This is a genomic window from Kitasatospora xanthocidica (genome assembly GCF_014656195.1).
Lineage (GTDB): Bacteria > Actinomycetota > Actinomycetes > Streptomycetales > Streptomycetaceae > Kitasatospora > Kitasatospora xanthocidica.
The window spans coordinates 110,588-125,658 of the sequence record NZ_BNBY01000019.1; the positions used below are offsets into that span (position 1 = coordinate 110,588).

The 15,071-nt window shown below is 75.0% G+C and carries 12 protein-coding genes and 1 pseudogene; 2 read left to right on the plus strand and 11 right to left on the minus strand.

What is annotated here, in order from left to right:
* Positions 1-271: 271 nt before the first annotated feature.
* From IE332_RS27940 to IE332_RS27950, 3 genes are all read right to left on the minus strand, one after another.
* Positions 272-1,390, minus strand: a complete 1,119-nt coding sequence (locus IE332_RS27940; protein WP_189921604.1) for an alpha/beta hydrolase — start codon at positions 1,388-1,390, stop codon at positions 272-274.
* Positions 1,391-1,513: 123 nt separating this feature from the next.
* Positions 1,514-3,043 carry a serine hydrolase domain-containing protein gene (locus IE332_RS27945; protein WP_229928966.1) on the minus strand — a complete coding sequence of 510 codons (1,530 nt, stop codon included), beginning with the start codon at positions 3,041-3,043 and terminating at the stop codon, positions 1,514-1,516.
* A 100-nt stretch (positions 3,044-3,143) separates the two neighbouring features.
* A complete protein-coding gene (locus IE332_RS27950) occupies positions 3,144-4,253 on the minus strand; it encodes an ArsR/SmtB family transcription factor (RefSeq protein ID WP_189921606.1) in 1,110 nt (369 codons plus the stop codon).
* Between IE332_RS27950 and IE332_RS27955 the strand changes: the two genes are divergently transcribed.
* Positions 4,252-5,145: an alpha/beta fold hydrolase gene (locus IE332_RS27955; protein WP_189921608.1), complete on the plus strand. Its 894-nt coding sequence runs from the start codon at positions 4,252-4,254 to the stop codon at positions 5,143-5,145. The genes IE332_RS27950 and IE332_RS27955 overlap by 2 nt on opposite strands.
* Positions 5,146-5,295: 150 nt before the next feature.
* Positions 5,296-6,570 carry an MFS transporter gene (locus IE332_RS27960; RefSeq protein ID WP_189921610.1) on the plus strand — a complete coding sequence of 425 codons (1,275 nt, stop codon included), beginning with the start codon at positions 5,296-5,298 and terminating at the stop codon, positions 6,568-6,570.
* 9 nt (positions 6,571-6,579) lie between these two features.
* Here the strand turns inward: IE332_RS27960 and IE332_RS27965 are convergent, their stop codons facing one another.
* The 8 genes and pseudogenes from IE332_RS27965 to IE332_RS27995 form a co-directional block, all read right to left on the minus strand.
* Positions 6,580-7,251, minus strand: coding sequence for an MmyB family transcriptional regulator (locus IE332_RS27965; RefSeq protein ID WP_189921612.1), 672 nt, complete (start codon positions 7,249-7,251; stop codon positions 6,580-6,582).
* Between the two features lie 6 nt (positions 7,252-7,257).
* Positions 7,258-7,341, minus strand: a pseudogene (locus IE332_RS42480) (XRE family transcriptional regulator); the annotation flags it as partial.
* Between the two features lie 273 nt (positions 7,342-7,614).
* Positions 7,615-8,457 carry a class I SAM-dependent methyltransferase gene (locus IE332_RS27970; protein WP_189921614.1) on the minus strand — a complete coding sequence of 281 codons (843 nt, stop codon included), beginning with the start codon at positions 8,455-8,457 and terminating at the stop codon, positions 7,615-7,617.
* Positions 8,454-9,998, minus strand: coding sequence for a 4-hydroxyphenylacetate 3-hydroxylase family protein (locus IE332_RS27975; protein ID WP_189921616.1), 1,545 nt, complete (start codon positions 9,996-9,998; stop codon positions 8,454-8,456). The genes IE332_RS27970 and IE332_RS27975 overlap by 4 nt, the downstream gene beginning before the upstream one ends.
* Entirely contained in the window at positions 9,995-10,540 is a 546-nt protein-coding gene (locus tag IE332_RS27980; RefSeq protein ID WP_189921618.1) for a flavin reductase family protein, read from the minus strand. The genes IE332_RS27975 and IE332_RS27980 overlap by 4 nt, the downstream gene beginning before the upstream one ends.
* The gene (asnB, locus tag IE332_RS27985; RefSeq protein WP_189921620.1) at positions 10,537-12,372 is read right to left on the minus strand and encodes an asparagine synthase (glutamine-hydrolyzing); all 1,836 of its coding nucleotides are present in this window, start codon (positions 12,370-12,372) and stop codon (positions 10,537-10,539) included. Before asnB ends, IE332_RS27980 begins: the two co-directional genes overlap by 4 nt.
* Position 12,373: 1 nt before the next feature.
* Positions 12,374-13,111 (minus strand): hypothetical protein, encoded by a 738-nt coding sequence (locus IE332_RS27990; protein WP_189921622.1) that lies wholly within the window; start codon positions 13,109-13,111, stop codon positions 12,374-12,376.
* A 462-nt stretch (positions 13,112-13,573) separates the two neighbouring features.
* Positions 13,574-14,530, minus strand: coding sequence for a LuxR C-terminal-related transcriptional regulator (locus IE332_RS27995; RefSeq protein ID WP_189921624.1), 957 nt, complete (start codon positions 14,528-14,530; stop codon positions 13,574-13,576).
* Positions 14,531-15,071: the final 541 nt, after the last annotated feature.

A 15,071-nucleotide genomic window follows, 5' to 3' on the forward strand; every position in this document is an offset into this window, starting at 1 on the left:
TTCAGGACTCAGCAGGAGCTCTCGCGGGCCGGCCGCGGCTCCTGGGATATGACGGATGCACACGAGGGCGCGGGTCGTCGCCTCGGAGCCGAGTGGTCAGGCTCAGAGGTCGACCGCGCGACAGGTCGGTCGTTGCTACGTGGCAGCCGTTACTTGTCCATGCGGCGATCATGCGCGTGGCCGCGCCCGGCGGGCAACTCATTTTCCGCCGGGCGCGGGCCGGGGAGCCTCAGCCGGACGACGTCGGCGACCCGGTCACCTGGTCACCCGGTCAGCCGGTCTTCCCGATGGCCTGGGTGAGCCAGGTGAACACGGACGGCACGAGGGGTTCCCAGGTGGAGGTCAGGTGCGGGCCGCTGACCTCGACCGGGGTGACGGCCGTCGGGGCCTTGGCGTTCTTCTGCAGCGCGAGGGCGTCCTCGTACCCGTCGCCCTTCTTCCCGGTCGCGTACAGGAGGACGTCCGGCGGCGTCTGCGCGTGCTGGAGCAGGTAGAGGGGGTTGGAGACCTCGCGCAGGTGCGCGTCCTTGGCGGTCAGCGAGGCCGGCTCCCCCATCGGGTCGTTGTACCCGGACAGGCTGACGGCGGCGTGGTAGCGGTTCGGGTGCGCCAGCGCGAGCCGGGCGGCGCAGTGCGCGCCCGCCGAGTAGCCCGCCACGGCCCACCGCTCGGGGCCGGTCTCGGCGCGGAAGTTGTCGAGCACCATCTGCGGCACGTCGCGCGCCAGCCAGGTCTCGGCGTTGACCTTTCCGGGCACGTCCGCGCAGCCGGTGTCGAGGTGCGAGCCGAGCAGCACGACGCGCGGGGCGACCAGGATGAACGGCGCGATCTGACCGGACTTCATCAGCGGCGCCAGCTGCTTGGAGACGTTCATGCTGCCGAACCAGGCGCTGGACGAGCCGGGGAAGCCGGCGAGCAGTTCGACGACCGGGAACTTCCGGTCCTTGAAGGCCGGGTCGTCGTACTGCGGCGGCGTCCAGACCAGGACCTCGCCGTCCACACCGGAGACCCGCCCCTTCAGGTCGGTCGTCCGCACGTCCTTCGGCACGGCCTTGTCGTCCACCGGCCCGAACTGCTGGACCACCTTGGGCTGCTCGGGCCCGTTCGCGGCCGCCGTCGCGTCCGCCGCGGGCGGGACGGGAACCGCCCGGACGTGGTTCCCGGTCCCGAGCAGGTCGTCCCAGGTGCCGTACAGCTGGTTGTCGTTGTTGACGATCACGAACACCAGCGTCACGGCCGTGAACTGGGCGAACGCCACCAGGAGCAACCGCGCCCCGAAGCGCAGTGGCCGCGGCCCGCGGACCCGGTTCCACAGGTACATCAGAAGTCCTATGGAGAGCGGGACGAGGAGGACCGAGAGGACGAAGAACGTGGTGCCTGTCAGTTTCACGTCACCTGATACGTGCCGGTACGGCCGTTCGGTTGCGTCCGCCCGCGCACACCCGCTCGACGGTCCCACCGACCGCCCGGTTCGCCGCCGCCCGCGGGGTGGGCGGCGGCGGGCGCGGTGGGGTCAGGCGGACTTGGCGGTGGCGCGGACGCCGAAGTGGACGTAGCGGGTGCCGTCGGCGAGGGCGTAGAAGACGACCGGGATCCAGGCGTCCTTGTCGTTGCGGCGGCCGGCGAAGACGGTCCTGTCGGGGGTGTCGGAGACGGGCGTGAGGTGCCAGACCAGCGGGTCGAAGGTCCCGGCGAGGCCTTCGACGCCCTCGTACCGCAGGTCCAGCACACCCTCGCCCGCTTCCGCATCCGCGGACTCGGTGCGGGCGGTGATGGTCATCAGGAAGCCCTCGCGCTTGTAGCGGCCGGTGAAGGGCTCGGTGTCGACGGCCGGGGGCGGGTCGGCCGGTCCGAACGCGGGCATGGCCACTCCGGCGAACTCGGCGCTCAGTTCGCAGCACAGGGCCTCGTGGACCTTCGGCGCGGCGCCTCCGCCGTTGGTCAGCAGGGCGATGGCGAGGCCCTTCTCCGGGATGGCCCGCAGGTAGGCGAGCTGGCCGAAGGTGCTGCCGTCGTGGCCGAAGCCGCGGGCGCCGTCCCATTCGAACAGGCCCCAGCCGAGGCCCCAGTGGGCGCCGAGGAACCACTGGTCGGGCATCTCCACCTCGCGGGTGAGCATCGCCTCCACGGCCGCGGCGGAGAGGACCCGGGTGCCGTCCGGCGCGGTCCCGCCGTCGATGAACATCCGGGCGAAGCGGACCACGTCGGCCGCGGTGGCGCTGATGCCGCCGTACGGTCCGGCGGAGCGGGGCAGCATGTTCCACAGCGGGGTGGGGGTCGGGACCTCGCCGGGCTCGCCCATGTGCCCCATCGCGGCGCGGAAGCGCAGCACCTCCTCGGGCAGCGTCATGGTGTGCTCGAGTCCGAGCGGGTCGCAGATCAGCTCCTTGAGCGCCTCGTCCCAGCTACGGCCGGTGACCACCTCGACGATCCGGCCGAGGACGTTGTAGGCGGTGCTGGAGTAGGACATGGTGGCGCCGGGCGGGTTGGTGAGGCCGACGTCGCGGGCGCCGTCGACGTAGCGGGCCAGGCAGTCGTCGCCGCGGCCCGTGTCGTTGACGTAGTCCCCCTCGATCCCGCTGGTGTGGTTGAGGAGTTGACGCGGGGTGATGACCCGGGCGGCCTCGGCGTCGGCGAGGGCGAAGTCCGGCAGGACCGCCGTGACGGGTGCGTCCAGGTCGAGCTTGCCGGCGTCGGCGAGGCTCAGGACGAGGGCGGCGGTGTAGCCCTTGCTGACCGAGCCGATCTGGAACACCGAGTCGGTGGTGGTCTCGACACCGGTGCCGGTGTGCAGGACGCCGCTGGCCAGTTCGTGGACCTCACCGCCGGTGAGCACGGCCAGCACGGCGCCGGGGATGCGGTGGGCGGCGAGCAGCTCGTCGAGCCGGCGCTGCCAGTGGGCGGTGTCGAACGCCGCCGTGGCGGGCGTCCTGCCCAGCGCCCGGTCCACGGCCTGCGCGGCGTCCCGGTTGGCCCGGTCCACGAGCTTGGCGACCTCGCGGTCGACGTTGTCCGAGAACTCCTTGTAGCTGTCCTTCGACACTGTTCCCCCTCCGTGGTGACAGGTGGTGAAGGGTCACCCCACCCGTTCTAACGGTGTTTGAAACGATCTCGGGAGGACCCTGGTTCCCGCTGCGAGACCGTCAGTTCCCGGAAGGCGCCGAGCCCGTGGCGGTGAGCACCGAACCGGTGGCGGTGAGCACCGGGCCCGCCGCCGTGAGCGCGGTGCCGGTCGCGGTGCGCAGGTGGACGGCGGTGCGGCCGGTGCGCCGGGTGGCGACCAGGCCCGCGGCGCGCAGGGCGCCGAGGTGCTGGGAGACGGCGCTGGGGGTGACGCCGAGCCGGGTGGCGAGGTCGGGGGTGGTCAGGGGTTCGCCGAGGGCTTCGAGCAGGGTGGCGCGGGTGCGGCCGAGGACCGCGGCGAGGCCGGCCCGGGTCGCGGCGGGCTCCTCCCAGAGCAGGCCGACGCCGGCCGCCGGGTAGCGGATGGAGGCGGCGGTGCGCGGGTCGTGGTCGACGATCACGTCCGGCCAGGCGAAGACCGAGGGCATCAGCACCAGGCCGTGTCCGCCGGCCTCGACCGTCCAGGCGGCGCCGGAGCCGCGGCGCCCGTGCACCACCAACTCGCCCTCGCGCCACACCACGTCGCCGTGCAGCTGGGCGAAGAGCCCCTCCACCCCGCCGTCCACCAGGGCCACCGCCCGGCGGCCGAGGTCGGCGTCGAGGACGGCGCGCATCCGCCCCCAGTGCGGGGCGATCAGCCGGGCGTGGCAGCGCTCCAGGAGGTCGGCGGTCCCGCGCAGCAGCTCGGCCGGTCCGGGCAGGTTCGCGGCGCGGCCGCCCAGGGCGGCGGCGCACTCCGCGGCGACGTACGCCGGGTCGGTCGCGCGCAGGCCCGCCAGCTCCGCCTCGAAGGCGGGCAGGCGTTCCTCCGGCACCGGGAAGAGGAAGGCGGGCAGGCAGCCCTCCAGCAGGGCGCGCAGCAGCGGCGCGCCGGGGTCGCGGGCCAGCACCGGCCGGGCCTGCCGCACCCACGACCGGTGCACGGCGTGCCCGCCGATGCCCAGGGCGGCGCGCAGGCCGAGCACCGTCTCGGCCAGCGGCGACACGGCGAACCGGACCCTGGCCACCTCGGCCGCGGACAGCCGGATCTCCACCGCCACCATCGCCCCCTCACGGATCATGCAGCTGATCATGTAGCTGTGGCTGAACAGTAGCCGGGCCGGGCCGCCCGCCCGCAGGGTGTCCGGCATGGAAACCTCCACGACCACCACCTTCACCTCGTACGACGGCACCCGGCTCGCCTTCCGCACCCTCGGCGACGGCCCGCCGCTGCTCTGCCTGCCGGGCGGCCCCGGCCGGGCCGCGGAGTACCTCGGCGACCTGGGCGGGCTCGGCGCCCACCGGACGCTCGTCCTGCCGGACACCCGGGGCACCGGCGCCTCCGCCCCGTCCGCCGATCCGGCGAGCTACCGGGTGGACCGGCTGGTCGCCGACGTCGAGGCACTGCGCCGCCGGCTCGGCCTGGACCGGGTCGACCTGCTCGGCCACTCCGCCGGCGGCAGCCTGGCCCTGCTCTACGCCGCCGCCCACCCGGACCGGCTGGCGAGCCTGACCCTGGTCACGCCCTCGTTCGCGGCCGTCGGGCTGCCCTCCGACACCGGCGCCGAGGAGGTGATCACCGCCCGCGCCGCCGAGCCCTGGTACCCGGAGGCGGTGGCGGCCTACCGGCGGATGAAGGCGGCCCGGTCCTTCGCCGAGGCCGCGCCGCACCGGCTCGCCTTCGAACCGCTGATGTACGGCCGCTGGGACGCCGCCGCGCGGGCCCACGCCGCCGCCGACCCGGCGCAGCGCTCGCTGACCGTCAGCGAGCACTTCTACGCGGGGTACGAACCCGATGTCGAGGACCTGCGGCGCCGGCTGGCCGCCCTGCCCTGCCCGGTGCTGCTGGTGGCCGGCGAGCTGGACCTGTGGCCGACCGCCGCCGCGGCCGCCGACGCCGCCGCGCTGTTCCCGGCGGCGACGGTCACCGTGCAGCCGGGCGCGGGCCACTACCCGTGGCTGGACGACCCGCGGGCGTTCACCGCCGGCGTCGAGCGCTTCCTCGCCTCCGGAAGGGAGACCACGGCAGCCCCCAGCCTGTGAGCCGGACTCACAGGATCACCGCCTGTCTGGCTGGGCGCCGCACCGGTCCGCAGGATGGCCGCATCGGACGTCCCGTCAGCCGTCGCGGCCGCCTGCGCCTGCCGTCCGAGGGCCCGGCCGCGTCCCCGTACGTGAAGGTGGTACTTCGCCGTGAGCAGCATCTCCGATCCGCCCCGGTCGACCGACGAGGCCGAGGAGGTCCCCGAACTGCCCGCCTCGGCGCGGGGTTTCGACCGGTGGCGGTACGCCGGGGTGTTCCTCCTGCTGTTCCTGTTCGGCACCGAGACCTTCCTGGTGTCGCCGCTGCTGCCGACGATCGCGGACTCGGTCCACACCAGTGAGGCGGCCGCCGCGTCGAGCGTCACCGCCTACGTGCTGGTGTACGCGGTCGCGGCGCCGTTCCTGGGGCTGCTGAGCGACCGGCTCGGCCGTCGCCGCACCCTGCTGGTGGGCACGCTGCTGTTCGTCCTGTCGAACGCGGCGGCGGCGCTGTCCACCGGGCTGACGCTGCTGGTGGTCTCCCGGGCGGTGGCCGGGCTGGCGGCAGCCGCGGCCGGGCCGGCGATCTGGGCGCACATCGCCGAGACCGCGCCGGAGGCCGTGCGCGGCCGGGCGCTGGGCCTCGGCATGGCGCTGTTCTCCCTGGGCCAGGTGATCGGGGTGCCGCTGGGCGGCTTCCTGGCGGGGCTGGCGGGGTGGCGCTCGGCGTTCTGGGCGCTGGCGATCGGCACCGCCGCGGCCGTCCCGCTGCTGCTGCGCCAGGTCGGGGCCGCCGCGGCGCCGGCACCGGCGGCGCGGGTCGGGGCCGTCCGGGCGATCCTGGCCGGCTGGGCCGATCCGACGCTGCGCCGGGCCCTGCTGGTCAACACCGTCTTCAACACGGCCAACCTGGGGGCCTACACCTTCCTCGGCGCGCTGCTGGTGCAGCGCTTCGACCTGTCGGTGCAGGCGCTCGGCCTGGTCGGCGTACTGGTCGGCGCGGGCAGCATGACCGGCTCGCTGCTGGGCGGTCGGCTCGGCGACCGGGCCAGGACGGCGGGCCGCTCGGACCTTCCGCTGCTGCCGCTGTGGGGCCTGCTGCTGGCGGTGGGCATCGCGGTGGCGGCCGAGGCGCCGGGCCTGGTGCTCGCGCTGGCCGGGGTGACGGTCTGGTTCGTGGCCTCGGGCGGCTTCGTGACGGACCAGCAGACGCTGGCGGGCACCATCGCGCCGGAGCTGCGGGCGACGTCCAGCGCGTGGCTGACGTCGACCATGTACGCGGGCACCGGGGTCGGCGCCTGGGCGGTGGGCACCTTCGGCGACGTCGCGGACGGCACCCTGCTGGTCGGCGCCGGGCTGGCGCTGGTGGCCGCGCTGGGCGGTCTGGCGGTCAGCCTGGGCCTGCGCCGCGCCGCGGCCGCGACGGCCACCACTCCGGGCGCCTGAAGACGGGGCTCAGCCCACCCGGCGCTCCGCCTCGGCGCCGCCGACCGCGCGCAGCGGGTGTTCGACGAGTTCGGACATCCGCGCCCGGTCGGCGGCGCCGTTCGGCGTGAACAGCAGGACCGTCGCCGTGGGGTCGTCCACCGGGTGGAAGGAGGACAGCATCAGCCGGACCGGGCCGAGGCCGGCCGGTTCGACGGTGACGGTACGGACGGTCAGCTCCGCCACCGAGTGGCACCCCCACCAGTGGCGGAGCTCCGGCGCGTCCTGGTCCAGGTGCCGGTAGACCTCCGCGGTGCGGGGCTCGGCCAGGGCCGGGCCCGCCTGGGCGCGGAAGTGCTGGAAGACGTTCATCGCGAGCGGTTCCCAGTCCCGCAGCACGGCGCGCACCCGGTGGTCGGCGGCCATCACCCACATCAGGTTGCGGCGCTCGCCGGGCACGAACTCGGGCGCGCCCCAGAGCGCCGTCCAGGCCGCGTTCCAGCCGCGCAGGTCGAAGTGGCGGTCCAGCAGGACGGCGGGGCTGGTGGGCCAGGAGTCGAGGACGGGCTGGATGGCCCCGGCGAGCCGGTCGGTGCCGTCCGGGCCGCCGGCCGGGGCGGGCTCGTGGTACCCGGCCAGGCGCAGGGCGTGCCGCAGCCCGGCGTCGTCCAGCTTGAGCACCCGGGCGATGGCCTCCAGCACCTGGCGGGAGGCGGCGACCCTCCCCTGCTCGACCCAGGTGTACCAGGCGAGGCCGACGCCGGAGAGCGAGGCGACCTCCTCGCGGCGCAGGCCGGGGGTGCGGCGCCGGGTGGTGGCGGTGAGGCCGACGTCGGCGGCTTGAGGAGCTCTCGGTGGGCGCGCAGGAAGGCGCCGAGTTCCCGTCCGGCGGTGGGAGTTGACACGGTTGGGCTCCTCGGCCGTGGTCGGTGCTGCGGACTGTCGGGGGTACCGCGGATCGTGGTGAGCGGTGCGGACGAGCCCAGCGTAGGCGTATGCCCGCCGCTCCTCCCAGGGATGAGCGGCGGGCTACACACGCTGTTAACGGAAGGCCGGCTTGGCCGGCTACCGGGCGGTCAACGTCCAGAGCCGGACCGGCATGTGGCTGACGTGCCCGCGCTCGCGCCGGCGCCGCCAGGCGCTCTCGCCGACGGCCCGGAAGAACGCGGCCCGCCGCTCCTCGGGCACCAGGCGGCTGTAGTAGTCGCCGAAGGTGGCGGCGTGGAAGTGCTCGTACTGGGCCGCGCTGTCGACCGTGACGACGGCGTCGCGCTCCAGGTGGCCGGCCACCCTCAGGTGCGGGCCGATGACGGCCGTGAGGTCCTCGACGGTCCTGGTGCGGGTGGCGATCGGCAGCACCCCGCCGCGCGCGAACAGGCCGGGCACCTCCTCGTACGGGGTGCCGAGGGCCACCAGGGCGTCCCGGACCAGTTCGTCCTCGCCGCCGAGGCCGTGCTCGTCCCGGGCGGGGTGGTACGTGGTGAGCAGGAACCTGCCGCCGGGGGCGAGGTGGGCGGCGGCCCAGGCGAAGATCCGCTCCTCGTCCGGGTAGAGCCAGTGCAGCACCGAGGTCTGGGTGATCAGCTCGGCCCGGAAGGGCAGCGGTTCGGGCGCGGTGAGGTCGGCCCGGTGCAGGGCGGCCCGCTCGCCGTACGGCCGCAGCCGCTCGGTGGCCTCGGCGATGCGGTGTTCGGAGCGTTCCAGGCCGACGGCGCGCCGCAGACCGGGGAAGCGTTCCAGGGCCTCCTGGAGCAGCTGGCCGATCCCGCTGCCGAGGTCGATCAGGGACTCGGGGGCGTCGGTGACCTGGTCGAGCACCCAGTCGCGGTCCTGGACCTGGCGCAGCCGGCTGGCGTCGGCGTACCCGGCGAGGGTACGGGCCTGGATCTCGACGGCGGACGTGCTCACGACTGCTCCTCCTCGATGCCGGTGGTGCCGGTGGTTTCAGTGGTGCCCGTGGTACCAGTGGTGCCGGTGGGCCGGTCGACCAGCCGCAGCAGCCGCTCGCGGGCCTCGCTCTGGTCGTACCGCTTGAAGACGTTGATCCGGTTGCGGGCCAGGTCGCCCCGGTGGACGTACTCGTAGAGGTCCTGGCGCTGGCCGAAGCCGTCGCCGGTGAGCTCCCAGGCGATCCGGAACAGCCGGGACTTGCGCTCGGCGTCGATGCCCCGGCCGCGCATGTAGCGGTCCAGGTGGGGGCGGAGCCGCGGGTGGGCGAGGTCGTCGGCGGTGGGCTGGATGAGCAGTCCGGAGGCGCCGATACGGCGGACGATCTCGACGGCGCTGCCGGCCACTTCGGCGGACCAGACCCGGGAGGCGGCGGTGTCGCCGGGGGCGAACAGGCCGCCGTCGGTGACACCGCCGCGGGCTTCGGCGGCGTCCAGGAAGTACTCGGTCAGTTCGGCGTAGCCGGCGAGCCGGCCGAGGTCCTCCTGGATGTTGCGGAAGCCGTCCACGCCGATGGATTCGGCGACGAGGGTGGCGGTGGCGAGCAGGGTGCGCAGCCGCTCGCGGTAGCGGATGTGGCCGACGTAGGCGCTCCAGGCGTTGATCCGGCCGAGGCCGAGCCGGGCGAGGCCGGCGTCGCGGAGCAGGAAGACGCGGTCCCAGGGCACCAGGACGTCGTCGAAGAAGAGCATCGCGTCCTGCTCGTCGTACCGTGCGCCGAGCGGGTGGGCGTGGCCCCAGGGGGCGCTGCCGAGCGGTTCGCGGGCGAGGGTGATCAGGCCGGGGGTGTTGAGCGGCAGGGCGAACCAGCTGACGAACTGCTCGCCGCGGCCCTCGGTGAAGGAGGCGGAGAGGTAGACGAGGACCTCGTGGGCGAGCGGGGCGAGGGTGGTGAGCTGCTTGGCGCCGCGCACCACGATGCCCTTGTCGTTCTCCTCGACGACGCGCAGGGCGAGGTCGGGGTCGTCGACCGGGTCGGCGGAGCGGTCGATCTGCGGGTCGCCGAGGGCGTGCGAGAGGACGAGGTCGTTGGTGGCGCAGTACCGGTACCAGGCTTCGGCGTTGGCGCCGAAGCGCGGGTCGGCGGCGGCCAGCCGGTTGCGGAAGTCGTGGACGCCGACGGCGATGGAGGCCATGAAGGCGGGTGAGCGGCCCTGTTGTCCGAGTGCCTCGGCGTGCCAGAACTCGGCGCTGCGGCGCTGGAGCCGGAGGTCTTCGAGGGTGCGCGGGGGCTGGTAGGCGCGGGCCAGCCGCAGGCCGCTGTCCGGGTCCTTCCAGGTGAGCAGCTCGCGGTGGTCGGGGTCGTGCTGGAGGTCGAGCAGGCGGGCGAGTTCGTCGACGGCCGGGCGGAAAGCGGGGTGTTCGGCGGGGTTCGCGATCCGCTTGCCGTCGAGGTACAGCTCGCGCCCGTCGTCGAGTTCGGACCGGTAGCGGTCGCCGGTGAGCAGGCCTCGGGCGGTGGCGGGCGCGCCGCGACCGGTGACGGTGTCCAGCAGTGTCATGCGCCAACTCCGTTGGTGTTCAAGGAGGTCGGGGCCAGTACCCGGTACTGGCCGTCGTGGTAGAGGAGGGGTGCGCCGGTGCCGCGGGCCGCGGCGGCGACCCGGCCGACCAGGATGGTGTGGTCACCGCCGGGCAGGTCGGCGTGCAGCCGGCAGTCGAACCAGGCCAGGGCGGATTCGACCAGCGGGGCTCCGGTGGCGGCGGTCCTGGTCGGCACGGCGGTGAAGCCGCCGAGGGCACGCCCCGCCCCGGGGGCGGCGAACCGCCGGGCGACGGATTCCTGACGGTCCGTCAGGACGGAGAGCCCGAACCGTCCGGAGGTCCGCACGGCGGCCACCAGCGGACTGTGCCGGCCGATCGCGACGGTGACCAGCAGCGGGTCGAGGGAGAGGGTGCTGAAGGAGGAGACGGTCTTGGCGAAGACCTCCTCGCCCGCCCGGGTGGTGACCACCGCGACCCCGCTGGTCCAGCCGCGGGAGGCGGCCCGGAAGTCCTGGTCGGTGACCTGCGCGTCCCGCACGGCCGGCGCGGTGCCGCTCATCGCAGCCCCACCCGGTAGGCGCGCAGCCACTCGTCGACCTGGACCAGGTGGTCGAGGCCGCCGACCGGGTTCGGCGCGGTGCGCGGGCTGGGCAGCGGGCGGCCCTCGGCGAGCAGCCGGCGGACCGTCTCGCGGTCCACCAGGTCGAAGACCGGCGCGTTCGGGTCGGCCAGCAGCTCCTGCGCCCGGGCCGTGAGCACCTCGGTGTAGCGGACGGCCGGGGTGGACGGGTAGCCGCTCTTGGGCCGGTCGGTGACCTGCGGCGGGAGCAGGTCGCGGACGGCGTCGCGCAGCAGCCCCTTGGACCGTCCCTCCGGCGCCTTGAGCGCCCAGGGCACGTTCCACAGGTATTCCACCAGGCGGTGGTCGCAGAACGGCACCCGTACCTCCAGGCCGACCGACATCGACACCCGGTCCACCCGGTCCAGCAGCGGGGGCAGCCAGCGGGTGAGCGCGAGGTGGAAGACCTCGCGGGTACGCGCCTCGGCGGCCGACTCCCCGGCCAGTCGCGGCACTTCGGCGAGCGAGCGCCGGTAGGCGTCGGCGGCGTACTCCTCCGGGCGCACCTCGGCCCGGACGTCCGGGCGCAGCAGGTCCGCCGGGGTGGCCTTGCCGTGCAGCCACGGGAAGGTCGGGGCGGCGAGCGCGGCGGCGTCGTGGAAGTAGGGGTAGCCGCCGAAGATTTCGTCCGCGGCCTCACCGGAGAGCGCGACGGTGGAGCGCCGCCGCACCTCGCGGAAGAGCAGGTGCAGCGAGGCGTCCATCTCGCCCCAGCCGGGGCGGTCGCGGGCTCGCAGGACGGTGTCGCGGGCGTCCAGCAGGTCGTCGTCGGGCACCAGGACGGTGGTGTGCAGGGTGCCGATGTGGTCGGCGGCGGCCGCCACGTACGGGGCGTCGCGGGTGGTCCGCCAGGCGTCGGGGGTGCGGTCGGCGCTGCCGGGGAAGTCGACGGAGAAGCTGGCGATCTTCCCCTGGCCGGCGCGTTCGCGGGCGGCGGCGGCCAGGGCGGTGACGGCGCTGGAGTCGACGCCGCCGGAGAGCAGGGTGCACAGCGGCACGTCGCTGATCAGCTGCCGTTCGACGGCGTCGGCGAGCAGCTCCCGGACGGTGCGCCGGGTGGTCGCGGCGTCGTCCCGGTGCTCGGCGGACTCCAGCCGCCAGTACCGGAGTTCCCGGGTGGCGGCGCGGGCGACGACCACCAGGTGGCCGGGCCGGACCTCGTGCAGGCCGCGGAAGACGCCGTGGCCGGCGCTGGGCGCGGCGGGCAGGGCGAACAGCTCGGCGATGCCCTCGGCGTCGAGTTCGGGGCGGAACAGCGGGTTGGCGAGCACCGCCTTCGGCTCGGAGCCGAACAGCACGCCGCTGCGGTGGGCGTGCCAGTGGAGCGGCTTGATGCCGAGGTGGTCCCGGACCAGCAGCAGCTCCTCGCGCCGGGCGTCCCACAGGGCGTAGGCGAAGATGCCGTTGAACCTGGCCGGCGCCTCCCTGCCCCACTGGAGGTGGGCGCGCAGCACCACCTCGGTGTCCGAGCGGGTGCGGAAGGCGTGGCCGAGGGCCTCCAGTTCGGCGCGCAGCTCGCGGTGGTTGTACAGCTCGCCGTTGTAGGCGAGGACGGCCCCGGCCTCAGGTCCGGGGCGGTCGGCGAGCGGCTGGACGCCTCCGTCGAGGTCGATGACGGAGAGCCGGCGGTGGCCGAGGGCGGCGTGCCGGGACAGCCAGACGCCGTCGGCGTCCGGGCCGCGGCAGGCGAGGGTGGCGGTCATCTCCCGGACGGTCCGGGCCTGGTGGAGCAGGTCGGTGTCCCAGTCGATCCAGCCGGTGATTCCGCACATCTCAGGACTCCCCGGGTTCGTCGGTGGCGGTGGGCGCGGCGGGCTCGGCGGGCGGCGCGGCGGGCTCCGCAGGCCGCGCGATGGTGACGTCGACGGGCCCGGGCGCGGCCGTGGACTCCCAGCGGCAGCCGTGGCCGGTCGGGCCGTGGGTGAGCCGGTGCGCGGGCCGGTAGCCCTTGGCGCGGATGTTGGCGGACAGCGCCTCGGTGCAGTAGGTGCAGGGCGAGGCGAGGGTCAGCCGGACGCCCGAGCGCCGGGCCTTCTCCCGGTAGTCCCAGATCGCGCAGTGCGTGATGGTGAGCGCGGCGTGCTCGGGGCCGGGTGCCGCATCGTCGTCGAACTCGTAGTCCGAGCCGTACAGTTCGGCCTGCCGGGCGATCCGGTGGATCGGGTCGGCGGCGCCCCGGCCGTGGTCGGGCTCGACCTCGCGGTGCACCTCGGCGTTGGACCGGGCCCATTCCCCCAGCACCTCCTCGCCGTAGCGCAGGACGAGGAAGCGTTCCATCAGCGCCTGGTCGCGGAAGAACACCCGCTGCCACTCGACGGCCGGGGCGTCCGGCACGGGCAGGTCGGCGAAGAGCTCGGACTGCAGGACGAACCAGTCGGTGAGGTGCAGTTCGTCGCCCCGGGACACCAGGTACCGGGTCAGCCCGGCCTCGGCCTCGTGCAGCCGCTGCCGCCAGAGCGCGGACCGCTCGGCGTCCGACATCGCGCGGTACGGGGACCTCGGCTGCTCCACCCCGGGGCCCGGTCGGCTCGTGGCGGCGGCCAGCACCGCCGTGCGCGGGCCGGTCTCGCCACCCGGCCGGCCACCGGCACCGGCCCCGGCACTGGTCCCGGCCCCAGCACCGGCACCGGCACCGGCACCGGCACCGGCACCGGCACCGGTCGGACTGCCGGTCGGAGCGCCGGTCCCGTCGGACACACCCCCCATCGGGCCATCTCCCTTCGGCTGAACGATCCTTCGGACCGTCGTGTCGTCGTCGTTCCCGCCACGCTACGAAGCGGTCCGTGCACCCCGGTAGCCCCGAAAGGCGCCGGTCAGGGCGCCGATCGTCGCCGTGGGCATGCTCCGAAGGTCGCCCCGCGCGGCACCGGGGACGCGCCCCGGGCACGACGAGGAACGGGCCAGGGCACGACGAAGGGCGGGCCCCGCACACCGGCGGGACCCGCCCTCGGGCGGTGTGGACGGACGGAGGACCTACCCGGCGAGCCCGTGCCGGTGGGCGTACAGCGCGGCGCGCAGCCGGTCGGGCTGCCCGATCTTCCGCATCGCCTGGGTCAGGTGCTTCTTCACGGTGGCTTCGGCCAGGGCGAGTTCACGCCCGATCTCGGCGTTGCTCAGCCCCTGCCCGAGCTTGACCAGCACCTCCCGCTCGCGCTCGGTCAGCCCGGCCTGCTGCGGTGGCAGCTCGCCGAGGTGGCGTGCGGGGGCCACCGCGTGGGTCCGGGCGGGCGGCGGGGCCGGCAGGAACACCGACCCGCCGGCCGCGACGAGTTGGACGGCGCCGATGATCCGCTCCCCGGCCAGGTCGAGCGGGAAGCACCCGCTGGCCCCGGCGAGCAGCATCCGGCTCGCCTCGGCGGTGGACTCGGCGCGGCGCAGCAGCAGGACCCGGGCGTCGGGCGCGCCGTCCGGTCCGCGCAGCGCCACCACGGCCGCCAGGTCCTCCTCCAGGCTCGCGCCGCGGCCGAGCAGGACGACGTCGGGGGCGACCCGGTGCACGGCGGCGACGGCGCGCAGCGGGTCGCCGGTGGAGCCGACCACCGTCAGTCCGGGCGCTGTGGCCAGCACGCTGCGCAGTCCGGCGCTGGTCACCGAGTTCCGCTCGACCAGGAACACCCGGGCGAGTCCGGTGCGGTCGCGCGGCCCGTCCACGCACATCGGGTGGCCGCAGTCGCAGCCGCCGTCGGCCCGGGCCGGGACGGGCTGGGCCGGTTCGGCCAGCAGCTGGTGACCGGCGATCAGGTCGAGCGGGTTGTCGATCTCGGCGTGCAGCCCGGCGACCGGCCCGGCGGAGGAGTCCCCGGCGGAGGAGTCCCTGGGGCCGGTGCCCGGGCCGGTGACCGGGCCGGTGCCGCCGCAGGCGCCGCGGCGGGCGGGGAGCCGGCGGCCGCGCGGGCCGGCCGGGGCGGCGAAGGTGCTCACTGCTGCCATCGGGCGCCTCCGGGAGCGGAGGCAGGACGTCTGTGGTCGGGCATGGCTTTGCGGTCCCCCTAGCTGGTGGCTGGTCGGCCCCGTGGACGCGGAGTGCGACTCGCTGTGCGACGCGCCGTGCGAACCGGGGTTCGGCACGGCCTTCGACGCGAGGTGCGAGGTGCGGGGCGTCCTGCGACGCTGCGCGCCGCGACGGGGATCGGCCGACGACGCGGACGGGCGTCGGGCGTGGATCCGGGTGAGGAGGGTGCGCCGACCGCGGCGGCTGTGGACCGGGGCGGTCAGCGCGTCACGCGCGGTCGACACAGCTCGTCGAAGCACCTGCGGTGCCACGAGCCGCCGATCCCGACCAAGGTGAAGTCGGTCCGCCGAATAGCCATGTGGGGAGCGTAGGTCCGGTTCCTTGTGCGGGTCAAGGAAAGGACCGGGTCCCGGTGCCCCGGGCAGCGGCGCTGCGGCCACCGCTGATGCTGTGACCTGAAGTAACAGCATCAGGAGCTGACTGGCTGTCCGGGCCGTCCGTCCGCAACGCTCCTCCAAG

Coding starts and splice junctions, on each gene's coding strand:
- IE332_RS27955 (WP_189921608.1), top strand. CDS start 4,252: ATGGAAACCTCCACGACCACCACCTTCACCTCGTACGACGGCACCCGG.
- IE332_RS27950 (WP_189921606.1), bottom strand. CDS start 4,253: ATGCCGGACACCCTGCGGGCGGGCGGCCCGGCCCGGCTACTGTTCAGC.
- IE332_RS27975 (WP_189921616.1), bottom strand. CDS start 9,998: ATGACACTGCTGGACACCGTCACCGGTCGCGGCGCGCCCGCCACCGCC.
- IE332_RS27980 (WP_189921618.1), bottom strand. CDS start 10,540: ATGAGCGGCACCGCGCCGGCCGTGCGGGACGCGCAGGTCACCGACCAG.
- asnB (WP_189921620.1), bottom strand. CDS start 12,372: ATGTGCGGAATCACCGGCTGGATCGACTGGGACACCGACCTGCTCCAC.
- IE332_RS27995 (WP_189921624.1), bottom strand. CDS start 14,530: ATGGCAGCAGTGAGCACCTTCGCCGCCCCGGCCGGCCCGCGCGGCCGC.